Genomic DNA, 12414 nt, shown 5'->3' with positions numbered 1-12414 from the left:
CTCGCACCGATAAATCTTTCCACCACCAACCATGCAGCTGGAAGTCATATCCGGTATTAGACCCAGTTTCCCAGGCTTATCCCGAAGTGCGAGGCAGATCACCCACGTGTTACTCACCCGTTCGCCGCTCGTGTACCCCGAAGGGCCTTACCGCTCGACTTGCATGTGTTAAGCACGCCGCCAGCGTTCGTCCTGAGCCAGGATCAAACTCTCCGTTGAAGACTCACAATCACACCCAAAGGTGCAATCAGATCTAAACTAGAGTCCGAAAACCTAGCAAAACAATCGCCAGCCGGAAATTAGCTGACTTCAATGTCCGACCCTCCACACGGGGAGTGGAAGAGCCGGAACCAAATTTCAAAATTTGGCACTGACATTCATCGACACACTATTGAGTTCTCAAAGAACACACGCACACCCGTCCGCGCCGGTCTCACCCGGTGCTTCTGAGAGGCAACTTTCCCAGCCTAACCGGCCTCTCGTCTGGAGTCAAGTCCATTCGATTGTCCTGGTCCTTGCGGGCCGTCAGGCGCTCCTCGTCCTACCTCGTGTCCCGGTCCACGCTCAGCCTCTCGGCTTGGCGTCTCGGCTCCGGGTCGGTGTCCGTGTCGCTCTGACGTTGAATAAGTTACGCGGCGACGAACGCGGCGTCAAATCCGCACTACACCGATGTAATTCCGCAGGTCAGGGGCTTGCGATCGGGCCGAAAACGGGCTTGGGCCACACGAATGTGACCCAAGACACCAAGATCAACTCGCGGTGGCCCGCCGGACGCCCGCGATATTGCGCTTGCCCCTACGCACCACCAACCAGCGTCCGTGCAGGTAGTCGCCCTCGGCCGGGGTCCATTCGAGGTCGGAGATCTTCTGGTTGTTGACCGACGCGCCGCCCTCGTTGACCGCGCGGCGTGCGGCGCCGCGGCTCTCGGAGAGTCCGGTGGCGACGAGCAGATCGACGATCGTGTCGGGCTGACCGGGCGCGACCTCGGCCAATTCGCCGTCGACCGCGGCCTCGCGCAGGGCGGCGGCCAGCGTCGGCTCGTCCAGTTCGCGCAGCTCGCCGCGGCCGAAGAGGGCCTGGCTCGCCAGCTGGACCGCACGGGTGTGCTCCTCGCCGTGCACCAGCGTGGTCATCTCGGCGGCGAGCCTGCGCTGGGCCTCCCTTGCGTGCGGACGCTCCTCGGTCGCCTTCTCCAACTCGGCGAGCTCCTCGCGGGAGAGGAAGGTGAACCAGCGCAGGTACCGGACGACGTCGGCGTCGGCGGTGTTCACGAAGTACTGGTACCAGGCGTACGGGCTGGTCAACTCCGGATCGAGCCAGAGGCTGCCGCCGCCGGTGGACTTGCCGAACTTCTTGCCGTCCGCGGAGGTCACCAGGGGCACGGTCAGCGCGTGTACCGATTCCCCGTCGACGCGGCGGTTCAGCTCGACACCCGCGATGATGTTGCCCCACTGGTCCGAGCCGCCGACCTGCAAGCGGCAGCCGTAGTTGCGGCGCAGCTGCAGGTAGTCGTTGGCTTGCAGCAGCATGTAGCTGAACTCGGTGTAGGAGATGCCCTCGCCGTCCAAGCGTCGCTTGATGGTGTCGCGGGCCAGCATGACGTTGACCGAGAAGTGCTTGCCGACGTCGCGCAGGAAGTCGACGGCGGTGAGCTGCCCGGTCCAGTCCATGTTGTTGGCGATGACCGCGCCGGTGGGCGAATCGTCCAGGTCGACGAACCGCTCGAGCTGGGAGCGGATCCGCTGCGCCCACTCGGCCACCGTGTCGGTCGAGTTCATGGTGCGTTCGCCGACGTCGCGCGGGTCGCCGATCAGGCCGGTCGCGCCGCCTGCCAGGACGATCGGCCGGTGCCCGGCGCGCTGGAAACGCTTCAACGCGAGCAGCGGGACCAAGTGGCCGGCGTGCAGGCTCGCGGCGGTCGGGTCGAAACCGGCATACAGGGTCAGCGGCCCGTCGGCCAGCGCCGCGCGCAGGGCGTCGAGGTCGGTGGACTGCGCGATCAGTCCGCGCCAGGTCAGTTCGTCGATGATGTCGCCGCTCACGCCGTCCCATCTTTCCGCACCGCTGTCCTGCGCCGATGCGCAGGTACCGGGGGCGATTCTCCGCGACACGGTCCGCGGTCGCGGTGCAGGCCGGGTCCGTCTAACTCCTGGCACCACCGCGCGTGCCTCGGCGAACTCGGCCACCGGCTCCTGGAACGACCGAGGGGGCCGCGGCGGCGAGGGGCGCGCGGGGACTGCGCCGGTACGCCGAGACCGCGGGCGAGGACGGTAGCCAGAACCGCCACGGACGATCGGCGGCCGTGCTGACGCCGACGCGCGGACCGCTGGCGATCTGGGCGGCATCGATCGCGCCGTCGAGCTCCAGCCGGATCGGCGAAGCCGGATCGAACAGTGGCGTGCCGTAGTCGGCCAGGGTGATGCCGAGGACGGTGCCCAGATTCCCCGGCCCTCGCCCCAGGTCCGTGTCGGAGCGCGCACCTGGCCGCCGGGAACGCGCGACATCCAGGCCCTCGACGACCTCACCCGCCCTGATCAGGACCGCGCTGGCGATGCCGTCGGGTCCGCTGGTCACATTGATGCAGCTGTGCATGCCGTAGCTGAGGTAGACGTAGAGGAAGCCGGCGGGGCCGAACATCACCGCGTTGCGTTTGGTGCGCCCGCGCCCGGAGTGCGAGGCCGAGTCCGGCCACGGTCCCTCGGGATCGCCGCCGTACGCCTCGACCTCGACGATCCGGACGGCCACCGGCCCCGACCGCAGCGTGGCACCGAGCAGGCGACGGGCGGCAGCGGGCGGTTCGACCACGAGATCATCGAAAGACACAGCGGCCATTCTCCTCGGCCGCACCGACAACCGCCCAACCGCTGGTCAGCCGCCATGGTGAGCCCCCGGCAGCGACGGCTCCGAGCACACCTGCCGCGCCGCCCCCCTCATGTCGCTCGTCTCGCCGCACGACCGAGCGCCCCCGCACCACCGATCCCGCGGAATCGGCGCGCGCCCAACAGTGATCGGACGATAGTCTCGGCCAGCACCCAGAGGCGCGAGCCACGACAGCGACGCCCGCTCCCCAACACGACGCGTCCAGCGTCGACGTGCTCATCGTCAGCCCCTTCAACTTCCCCGGGTTGACCTGGAAGCGCAGGTTCTCGATGCGGCCGTCCACCAGGTCGTAGGTGAATGCGGCGACCGGGACATCGCCGATGCGGGCCAGCGCGCCGACTTCGCCGTTGATGTGGGCGGACTCGAGGACGATTCCCGCCGACTCGGGCTTGGCGAGCACGCCGAGGATCCAGCGCGCGACGTGGTCGGGGCCGTGCAGCGGACGGCGGGCCGCGGTGACCACGCCGCCGCCGTCGGACCAGCACGTCACGTCGGGGGCGAGCAGGTCCATCAGCGCGTTGAGGTCGCCGCCCGCGCATGCCGCCATGAACTGCTCGGTGACGTGCGCGCGCTCGGTCGTGTCGGTGTCGAAGCGGGGGCGCCGCGAGCGCACGTGGTTTCTTGCGCGATGCGCGATCTGGCGAATGGTGGCCTCCGGCCGGTCCAGGGTGTCGGCGATCTCGGCGTGGCTGTAGCCGAACACCTCGCGCAGCAGGAACACCGCGCGCTCGATCGGAGTCAGGGTTTCCAGCACCACGAGCATGGCGGTGGAGACGGTGTCGGCCAACTCGGTCCGTTCCGCGAAATCGGGTGTGGTGAGCAGGGGTTCGGGCAGCCAGGGCCCCACGTAGCTCTCGCGGGTGGCCCTTGCCGAGGTGAGCCGATTGAGCGACAGGTTGGTGACCGTGCGCACCAGGTAGGACTTCGGGTGGCGCACCTCGGACCGATCGGCTTCGTGCCATTTCAGCCAGGCGTCCTGGAGGACGTCCTCCGCGTCGGTGACGGTGCCGAGCATCCGATAGGCGGTGGCGAACAGCAGCCGCCGGTGCTCGGCGAAGGGATCGGAGTCCGACGTCTCTGTCATCAGCCCATGCTCCTTGGTGCGGAACCGAGTCGGCGAACCGGTCAGTCTCTTGTGCGGGTGGCCCGGCCACCACGCGAGAGCTGCACGGCGACGGTCATCTTCTTGCTGAGCCGGAAGGTCTTCGGCGGCGAGCCGCTCACGGTCTCCTTGTACAGCACCGCGGCGCGTCCGGTGAGGTGGAACCGGCGCGGGGTGTCGGCGGTGTAGGCCGCGGTGGGCATGCCACTCTGGCAGGTGCCGTGGATCGTGCCCCAGGCCTGGCGGACCGCGGCGGCGTCGCCGATGGCGCGAATGGTGGGGTGCGACACCGACTTCAGCGTCTGGTCGACGACGATCAGCCCGCGCTCGTCGGTCTCGATGCCCGCCCGCGCGGCGAGGGGTGCCACCCGCACGCCGGCGGTCCACAGCGTCAGGTCGGCGGGAACCACTGTGCCGTCGGCCAATTCGACCGCGTCGGGCAGCACCTTGGTGACCGACCGACCGGTGCTGCGGGTGATGCCGAGCCGATCCAGCGCGCGGTGCAGGTAGGCACGTGCCCGCTCCCCCATCATCGCGCCGGGCTCGCCGGTACTGATCAGGGTGACCCGCAGGCCGGGGTGCCGCTCGGCGATCTCGGCGGCGGCTTCGATGCCGGTGAGGCCGCCACCGCAGACAGCGACCGAACCGCCATGGGCTGCCACCGCCGCGAGCCGTCCGGCGAAGCGGTGCGCGGTGCGCGGATCGTTCAGTGTCCAGGCGTGTTCGGCGACGCCGGGGACCTTGTCGGTGTCGGTGGCGCTGCCGAGCGCGTAGACGAGTTCGTCGTAGGGCAGCACGCGATCGCCGTCGACGGTGACCAGTCGCGCCTCGGGGTTCACGGAAGTCGCCCAGCCGCAGACGAATTCGACGCCGGTGCCGTCGAGGATCTCGGGGATCCGGTGATCGGCCAGTTCCTGCCCGGTGGCGATCTGGTGCATGCGCAGCCGCTCGGTGAAGCGATCGGACGGGTTGACCAGCGTGATCCGCACGGGCAGGCGGCGGGTGCGGCGGGCCAGCCGCACGGCGGCAAGCATGCCCGTGTAGCCCGCGCCAAGGATGACGATGCGGTGTTCGGTGTTCATGGCGGTGGCTCCGATTCGTTGCTCGGTCGCTGGTTGGTGACGACCATGGGACAGGCGACCGGCGCCGAACGTGACACCGCAGATCGTGACCCGTGTCACACCGCGATCGGGGCTGGTCCCAGGGTCGAAATGGGGACGCTCCCCGATGCGCCCGAGCACACGAGATTCCTACCGTCGGTGCATGTCTTCGGTTTCCCGTCCGCGTCGATGGCGGCGGCTGTTCCTCGTTCTCGTTTCCTTCGTCGTCGTATTGCTCGCCGCGATCGGCGGTTGTGCCGGTTGGGTCTACGTCGACGCGGCGGTCTCCACCGTCGGTCGCACGAAGTTTCGCAACGAGCTGGCGGTGCCGCCGCTTGCCGAGTCTCGCGTCGAGCCCGACGGCGCGCGCCTGTTCGAGCTCGACATGCGCACGGGCAGTAAGGAATTCCGGCCCGGGCAGGCCACGGAGACCTGGGGTTTCAACGGTGACTACCTCGGACCGACGCTGCGCGCCCGGCGCGGCGAACAGGTCAGGGTCCGCGTCCGCAACGGCTTGCCCGAGGCCTCGACGGTGCACTGGCACGGCATGCACCTCCCCGCGGCCATGGACGGCGGCCCGCACCAGATGGTCGAGGCGGGCGCGACGTGGACGCCGGAGTGGACGGTGGACCAGCCCGCGGCGACGCTCTGGTACCACCCGCACCCGCACGGCGAGACGGAGGACCACGTGCGCCGCGGCCTGGCCGGGGTGTTCCTGCTCGACGACGAGCTGACCGAAACCCTCCCGCTACCAAGGAATTACGGCGTCGACGACCTGCCGGTCATCGTGCAGGACGTGACCTTCCGCGGCGCGCGCTTCGACGGCACCCACCGGATCTTCCGTGAAGTCGGCTTTCTCGGCGAGCAGACGATGGTCAACGGCACACTGGCCCCCTACCGCGAGGTCGGCGACGAACTGATCCGGCTGCGACTGCTCAACGCCTCCACCGCGCGCGTTTACACGTTCGGCTTCGACGACGCCCGCGCCTTCGCGCTCGTAGGCACGGACGGCGGCCTGCTCGAACGCCCGGCCACCCTGCACGAGCTGCCGCTCTCGCCGGGCGAGCGCGCGGAGATCGTGGTGCGGATGCGTCCCGGCGAGCGAACGGTGTTGCGCAGCAACAAGTTGGCCGCGGGCCTCGGTTTCTGGACGCAGCGCTTCAGCGGCGGCGACGACACATTCGACCTGCTGGAACTGCGCGCGGCGGCGACCCTCCGCCCCTCCCCGGCGCTGCCCGCGGCACTGGCGCCCGCGTCCACCCCTGACGGCGGCGACTCGGTGACCGAACGCCGCTTCGAACTCGATCTGAGCGGCATCAACGGCCAACCGATGGCGATGGATCGCATCGATTTCGCCGTCACCCGCGGTTCCACCGAGACCTGGATCGTGCACAACCGCGACGGCATGCCGCACAACTTCCACATCCACGACGTGCAGTTCCGCGTGCTCGCGGTCGGCGAGAACGCGCCGCCGCCGCGGTTGACCGGCCCGAAGGACACCGTCTTCCTCGCGCCGAACGAGACCGTACGGCTCGCGGTGCGCTTCGACGGCCCCGCCGATCCCGACACGCCGTACATGTACCACTGCCACCTGCTGTGGCACGAGGATCTCGGCATGATGGGCCAGTTCGTCGTCGTGGAGCCCGGCGGCACGCCGGGACGTCCCCCGCACCGTCACGGGCATTGACACCCCTTGCCGCGCCGGGCGCGACGGCGGTAAATTCATCACACAGTGAATTCAACACTCGATGAATTGAGGCCGTCATGTCTCACCCCTCGTCGTCTCCGGCCGTCGAAATCCGGAATCTGACCGTCCGGCGCGGCAAACGCGAAGTCCTGCACAACATTTCGTTGACCATTCCGCGCGGCTCGATCACCGGGCTGCTCGGACCGTCCGGCTGCGGCAAGACCACGCTGATGCGCAGCATCGTGGGCACCCAGATCGTGGCGTCCGGCGAGATCACCGCGCTCGGTCTGCCCGCGGGGTCCGCCGAACTGCGCAGGCGCATCGGCTACGTCACCCAGTCGCCGAGCATCTATCCCGATATCAGCGTCCGCGACAACGTCGCCTATTACGCCGCGCTGTACGGCCGCGATCGCGACGACACCGATACCGCCATCGCCGCGGTCGGCCTGCTCGACCACGCCGACCAGCGCGGCGACGAACTCTCCGGCGGTCAGATGACCAGGGCCTCGCTGGCTTGCGCGCTGGTCGCCCAGCCGGATCTGCTCGTGCTCGACGAACCCACCGTCGGGCTCGACCCCGTCCTGCGGGTCGATCTGTGGAAGCAGTTCCACGAGCTGGCGGCCGGCGGGACGACGCTGCTCGTCTCCAGTCACGTCATGGACGAGGCCGAGCACTGCGACAAGCTGCTGCTGATGCGCGAAGGCGATGTACTCGCCCAGCTCAGCCCCGACGAACTGCGCGAACAGACCGGCGAGCAGAACCTCGAACAGGCGTTCCTCACCCTCATCACGATGGGACGAGCGGCATGACCACGACAGCCCTGCCTTCGAGCGTGACCCGGTGGACGCTGCGCCCGTACGCCGCGACCACCACCCGCATCCTGCGTCAGCTGCGCAACGACCACCGCACCGTCGCCATGATCCTGGTGGTCCCCGCCCTGCTGATGACGCTGCTGTACTTCATCTACGCCGAGGCGCCGACCGCGCCGCATCAGCCGTTGACGCTGTTCGACCGGGTCGGCATCAGCATGCTCGGCATCCTGCCGTTCATCGTGATGTTCCTGATCACCGCGATCGCCATGCAGCGCGAACGCACCTCGGGCACCCTCGAACGGCTGCTCACCACACCGTTGTCCAAGCTCGACCTGCTCGGCGGCTACGGCACCGCCTTCTCGCTGGCCGCGGCCGCGCAGGCGACCGTCGCGTGCCTGGTGTCGTTCGGGCTGCTCGACCTGGAGGCGGCGGGCAACCCGGCGTGGGTGGTGCTGATCGCGGTCGTCGACGCCATCTGCGGTGTCGCGCTCGGCCTGTTGGCAAGCGCCTTCGCGCGCACCGAGTTTCAGGCGGTGCAGTTCATGCCGGTCGTCGTCGCACCGCAGATCTTCCTGTGCGGCTTGCTTGTTCCGCGCGACCAACTGCCCGGCTGGCTGCAACCGATCAGCGATCTGATGCCGCTCAGCTATGCCGTCGACGCGTTGCAAGAGGTTTCGACCAACCCGGAGGCGACCGCGGAGATGTGGCGCGATCTCGCCATCGTCGCCGCGTTCGCGGTGGTGGCGCTGGTGCTCGGGGCGGCGACCCTGCGCAGGCGGACCGCATGAGCTCGAACGAGAATCCGGCGAAGGACCTTCCGGCGTCGGCCGCGCGGCGACGCAACGGGTCGAAACGAACCGGGGCGGTGGATGCCGAAGAGCGGCAAGGGCGTTCGGGGCGTCGGCCGGGCAGATCCGGCGCGCGGGAGGCGATCCTCGCCGCCGCACGCGCCCGGTTCGCCGAGGCCGGTTTCGACAAGACCTCGATCCGCGCCGTCGCGGCCGACGCGGGGGTGGATCCCGCGCTGGTGCACCACTATTTCGGCACCAAACAGCAGCTGTTCGGTGCGGTGGTCGAGCTTCCGGTCGACCCGGAAGTGATGCTGAGCGTCATGGAGAGCGCGCCGCTGGACCAACTCGGCCCGACGATTCTCGGCGCGGTGGTCGGCGTGTGGGACTCCCCCGCGGGTCCCGGCATCGTCGCCGCCGTGCGCAGCATCCTCACCGGCAGCGATCCGGTGCTGGCCCGCACGTTCATCCTGGAGGTGGTGCTCGAGCGGGTCCGCAAACGCATCGCCACCCCGGAGGACGATGGGCACGCACGGGTGGCGTTGGCGGCCTCGCAGATGATGGGTGTGCTGGTGGCGCGCAAGATCATCGGCGTCGAACCGCTGGCATCGATGCCCATCGACGAGCTGGTCGCCGCCGTCGGTCCGACGCTACAGCGCTATCTGACCGGCGACATCGGCTCGCCCGCAAGCGAATTCGCACCGACCGCCGAAACGATCGCAGGGCGGCGCCGACGACTCGAGCGTGGGCCGTCAGCGAATCCACGCTGAGAGGATTCCAGAGCGACGCAAACGCGCTGGAACATCGGCCGCAAGCGAACCCGCGCGAACTGCCGGGACGATCCCTAGGCGACGCTGATCTACTCGAGCGCGGTCGCAAGCGAACCCGCGTCGATTGCCAAGACGAATCCAGAGCGACGCAAACGCCCTAGAGCATCGGCCGCGAGCGAATCCACGCCGATCGCCGAGACGATTCCAGGCCTACGCTGGCGCGCTCGAGCAGACAGTCGCTGGAATGCGGCCGATCTCCCCGATCGGCCGCCCGAAGACGTGGCCGTCGTCGCGCGCTCAGGCGGTGAACGCCTCGTGCTCGGCCTCGGTGACGTCGCGCGCCTCGTCGATGAGCAGCACCGGAATGCCGTTCTCGATCGGGTAGGCGCGGCGCAGGCGCGGGTTGTAGAGCAGCGCGGCGCCCGCGGCGTCGCGGACCAGCAGCAGCGGGCCCTTGTCCTGCGGGCAGGCGAGCAGGCTCAGCAGGGTGGCGTCCAACGCGGTTTCCTCCGGCATGATCGTGAACCTACCCGACCGGTTCGCCCGCTTCGACGGCCGGGCGACGGCGGAACGAGATGTGCCGATGCCCGAAGAAACTCGCCACCGCGACCAGCCCCATCACCACCACCGCGGAGGGCTGCGCGGGCAGGTGCAGCACCGTCACGGCCAGGTAGAGCAGCGCGGTGTTCAGCGCGAGACCGCCGGAGTTGACCGCGACGAAGCCTGCGAAATCGCGCAGCACGTGGCCGCGCACCCGGAACACGAGGGTGCGGTGCAGCACGAACGCGACGGTGATGCCGAGGGCGTAGGCCAGCGGGACCGCGACCAGCGGCGCCCACCCCGCGTCGGGCAGCACGGTCAGCCAGCCCACCGTCAGCGCCATGCCGAAGACCGTGTTGAAGGCGCCGATCAGCGCGAAGGCGACCTCCTGCCGCCGGACCAGCCGCAGCAGCAGACCCGAAGCGGGCGCGGCCGCCTCGGTCGTCGCGATCGAACCCTGGTCCGCGCTCACGACACCGCCGCCGCGTTCACTCGCGCCTCGCCGCGGTCTGTGTCATCGAGACGCGCGCTCACGAGACCACGTCCGCGAGCTCGCGCTCCGGTTCGCCCGCGGGGCGTTCTTCGGAGTCCGCGTCGTCGTCGCGCCGCCGGGACCGCACGTACATCCACTGCAACACCCCGAGACCCGCCAACCCGGCCACCATGGTCGCGATGCCGATCTTCCATCCCGGCGGACGCCAGGTCAGCACCAGTTCGGCGTCCTTCGTGCCCGCGGGAACCTCCACGGCGACGAAGGACTTGGCCACGGTGGTGATCGGAATCTGCTTGCCGTCCAGAGTGACTCGGTATCCGGGCCAGCCGAGGCGGGCGAAGACGACGCGGCCGCCCTGCTCCGAGCTCACCCGCACGCGGCTGGTGGTGTCGGTCTCGTCGATCGACGTGGCCGTCACGTTCTTCGTGTCCGAGACCCGCCCGTTCACGGTGGACACCGGACCGTCGACGCGCTCCAGCACCGCGATGTAGCGCTCGTGGCCCGGGTAGTCCACCCACTTCCAGCCCTCGGGAGCGGCTTGGTCGCGCGCGTCGGGGTACAGCGCGCGCTGCAACACCACCCGATCGAGCTTCATCAGGTCGACCAGCGCGCGGCCAGTGGTCGGCTCCGGCGCGAACACCCTGCGGTAGGCGTCCGGGCAGACGCTGCTGTCCCAGCGCATGCACAACAGCTCACCGAAGTAGAAGTGCCCGGTGGGCGTGTAGCCGTTGACGTACTTCAGCTCCAGCGCCCTGGCGTAGTTGCCGAAGACCAGCGAGCCGTAGGCGGCGTCGATGTCGCGGTCGGCCGGTTGCAGCAGCCCGCGCTCGCCGAGCTGGAGGGTGGTTCCGGTGAAATCGGGGAACTTCGCCATCGCTTCCGTGCGGTCGGCGGGCAGGTTCCACGGCATCGGCGTCGGCTGCGCGGCGCTCACTTGGAAATAGGCGATCGGGAACATCGCGACGATGGTCAGCGCGCATGCGGCAGCGATTCCCCGCTCGCGGGCGAGCCACACCACCCCGGCGCCGACGGCCGCGATCGCGAGCGCGGCGACCACGTGCCAGAGCGCGTGGTGCGGGTCGGCCGAGAAGGACCGCACCCACAGCGCCAAAATCAGCACACCGGCCGCGAGACCGCGGTTCTTCCAGTTCTGGAATGTTCCGTAGCGGCCGAGCAACACGCACACCAGCACCAGCAGTCCGATGGCCAGCATCGGCAGCACGCGCACCGGCCAGCGCAGCGGACCGATCGAACCGGGTCCGGCGGTCCACATCAGCATGATCATGGCGAACAGCGCGACCGCGCTCAGCTCGCGCCACGACTCGCGGGCCCGCTTCCAGTCGATGAACGCCAGCGCCGGGATCAGGAACCAGGCGATGTAGGTCAGCGGCATCGGCTGCACGTAGCCCCACCAGGAGGTGAAGGCGGGCAGCGAGCTGGGCAGGCTGGCGTTGAGCGATTCCGACCACGGCACGGTCAGGAACTGGTCGTTGTTGATCTGCGCCGTGCCGCGCCAGGTCACTTTGGCCGAGAGCATGCTGGGCAGGAAGGTCAGCAGTCCGGCCAGCCCGGCGCACAGCGAGACGGCCGTCAGCCGCGCGACCGGCCACCACTTGCGTTGATACACAAGCTCGCCGACCGCCACCGCGAGCAGCATCAGCGCCGCCTCCACGGCCGGGAAGATGTACTGCGTGGAGATCGTCAGATACAGGAAGACGAAGACCGGAATCGGCCCGCCCAGCCCGCGGGTGTAGCGCACCGACGAGGCCCACGCGTGCACCAGCCAGGCGGTGCCGGTCAGCGCGGTCATCCAGCTGGCCTGATCGAAGAACAGGAAGAAACCGGACAAAGGGAACGCGATACCGGCCACCGCGGACCAGGCCGGGCGCGCGCCGTAGGCCAGACAGATCCGGTAGACGCCGGTCGCGGCGATGACGGAGAAGATCAGCTTGACGACCGTCGCGTACAGCGCCACGTTGTCCACCGAGGGTGCGATCAGATCGATCAGCAGCTGCGGCGGATTGAACAGGCCCGCGTCGTCCATCGTGTTGTTGCCCGACATCCACTGCTCCGGGACCATCACCGGGAACTGGCCGTCGCGCAGCGCACGGCCGAGGCCCACCCACAGTGCGGTGTACTGCGATTCGGTGTCGTCGGTGAAGTAATGCCGGACGTTGGCGAGCAGCACCGCCGCGTATCCCGCGATCACCCCGAGCACTGTGATCGCGGCCCACCGGTGGAC

Annotated in this window: 10 protein-coding genes, 1 rRNA gene and 1 pseudogene; 4 read left to right on the top strand and 8 right to left on the bottom strand. The window is 69.0% G+C overall.

The window, feature by feature from the left end:
- The 5 genes and pseudogenes from CRP45_RS32855 to CRP45_RS32835 form a co-directional block, all read right to left on the bottom strand.
- A 16S ribosomal RNA gene (locus tag CRP45_RS32855) occupies positions 1–219 on the bottom strand; the annotation flags it as partial.
- Positions 220–749: 530 nt separating this feature from the next.
- A complete protein-coding gene (gene tyrS / locus CRP45_RS32850) occupies positions 750–2042 on the bottom strand; it encodes a tyrosine--tRNA ligase (RefSeq protein WP_097248478.1) in 1293 nt (430 codons plus the stop codon).
- Between the two features lie 100 nt (positions 2043–2142).
- Positions 2143–2832: a DNA-3-methyladenine glycosylase gene (locus CRP45_RS32845; RefSeq protein ID WP_097248477.1), complete on the bottom strand. Its 690-nt coding sequence runs from the start codon at positions 2830–2832 to the stop codon at positions 2143–2145.
- Positions 2833–3094: 262 nt separating this feature from the next.
- A pseudogene (locus CRP45_RS32840) lies at positions 3095–3964 on the bottom strand (RNA polymerase sigma-70 factor); the annotation flags it as partial.
- A 41-nt stretch (positions 3965–4005) separates the two neighbouring features.
- Positions 4006–5064, bottom strand: coding sequence for an NAD(P)/FAD-dependent oxidoreductase (locus CRP45_RS32835; RefSeq protein WP_097248502.1), 1059 nt, complete (start codon positions 5062–5064; stop codon positions 4006–4008).
- A gap of 181 nt (positions 5065–5245) precedes the next feature.
- Here CRP45_RS32835 and CRP45_RS32830 point away from each other — a divergent pair, with 181 nt between their 5' ends.
- The 4 genes from CRP45_RS32830 to CRP45_RS32815 all read left to right on the top strand — a co-directional run bounded on the left by CRP45_RS32830 (position 5246) and on the right by CRP45_RS32815 (position 9139).
- On the top strand, positions 5246–6769 hold the full coding sequence (locus CRP45_RS32830; protein WP_097248476.1) for a multicopper oxidase family protein: 1524 nt from the start codon (positions 5246–5248) through the stop codon (positions 6767–6769).
- A gap of 77 nt (positions 6770–6846) precedes the next feature.
- Positions 6847–7578: an ABC transporter ATP-binding protein gene (locus tag CRP45_RS32825; protein ID WP_097248475.1), complete on the top strand. Its 732-nt coding sequence runs from the start codon at positions 6847–6849 to the stop codon at positions 7576–7578.
- Positions 7575–8369, top strand: a complete 795-nt coding sequence (locus CRP45_RS32820; protein WP_097248474.1) for an ABC transporter permease — start codon at positions 7575–7577, stop codon at positions 8367–8369. Before CRP45_RS32825 ends, CRP45_RS32820 begins: the two co-directional genes overlap by 4 nt.
- The gene (locus CRP45_RS32815; RefSeq protein WP_097248473.1) at positions 8366–9139 is read left to right on the top strand and encodes a TetR/AcrR family transcriptional regulator; all 774 of its coding nucleotides are present in this window, start codon (positions 8366–8368) and stop codon (positions 9137–9139) included. Before CRP45_RS32820 ends, CRP45_RS32815 begins: the two co-directional genes overlap by 4 nt.
- A 297-nt stretch (positions 9140–9436) precedes the next feature.
- Here CRP45_RS32815 and CRP45_RS32810 read toward each other — a convergent pair whose 3' ends face one another.
- Genes CRP45_RS32810 through CRP45_RS32800 form a run of 3 tightly spaced genes read right to left on the bottom strand, consistent with a single transcriptional unit; the run spans position 9437 to position 12381 of the window.
- Positions 9437–9655 (bottom strand): Trm112 family protein, encoded by a 219-nt coding sequence (locus CRP45_RS32810; RefSeq protein WP_067793020.1) that lies wholly within the window; start codon positions 9653–9655, stop codon positions 9437–9439.
- Positions 9656–9665: 10 nt separating this feature from the next.
- Positions 9666–10151, bottom strand: coding sequence for a GtrA family protein (locus tag CRP45_RS32805; protein WP_097248472.1), 486 nt, complete (start codon positions 10149–10151; stop codon positions 9666–9668).
- Positions 10152–10209: 58 nt separating this feature from the next.
- Complete coding sequence (locus tag CRP45_RS32800) at positions 10210–12381, bottom strand: hypothetical protein (RefSeq protein ID WP_425437000.1); 2172 nt, start codon at positions 12379–12381, stop codon at positions 10210–10212.
- Between the last annotated feature and the right edge of the window lie 33 nt (positions 12382–12414).

It is taken from the genome of Nocardia amikacinitolerans, assembly GCF_900215415.1.
GTDB classification, from domain to species: Bacteria; Actinomycetota; Actinomycetes; order Mycobacteriales; family Mycobacteriaceae; genus Nocardia; species Nocardia amikacinitolerans.
The sequence above is the reverse complement of the archived record's forward strand: the minus strand, read 5'-3'. Positions and strand labels throughout refer to the sequence as shown.

What these genes read in the sequence shown, in the direction of transcription:
- CRP45_RS32845 (WP_097248477.1), bottom strand. Translation starts at nt 2,832, where the DNA reads ATGGCCGCTGTGTCTTTCGATGATCTCGTGGTCGAACCGCCCGCTGCC.
- CRP45_RS32835 (WP_097248502.1), bottom strand. Translation starts at nt 5,064, where the DNA reads ATGAACACCGAACACCGCATCGTCATCCTTGGCGCGGGCTACACGGGC.
- CRP45_RS32830 (WP_097248476.1), top strand. Translation starts at nt 5,246, where the DNA reads ATGTCTTCGGTTTCCCGTCCGCGTCGATGGCGGCGGCTGTTCCTCGTT.
- CRP45_RS32825 (WP_097248475.1), top strand. Translation starts at nt 6,847, where the DNA reads ATGTCTCACCCCTCGTCGTCTCCGGCCGTCGAAATCCGGAATCTGACC.
- CRP45_RS32820 (WP_097248474.1), top strand. Translation starts at nt 7,575, where the DNA reads ATGACCACGACAGCCCTGCCTTCGAGCGTGACCCGGTGGACGCTGCGC.
- CRP45_RS32815 (WP_097248473.1), top strand. Translation starts at nt 8,366, where the DNA reads ATGAGCTCGAACGAGAATCCGGCGAAGGACCTTCCGGCGTCGGCCGCG.
- CRP45_RS32810 (WP_067793020.1), bottom strand. Translation starts at nt 9,655, where the DNA reads ATGCCGGAGGAAACCGCGTTGGACGCCACCCTGCTGAGCCTGCTCGCC.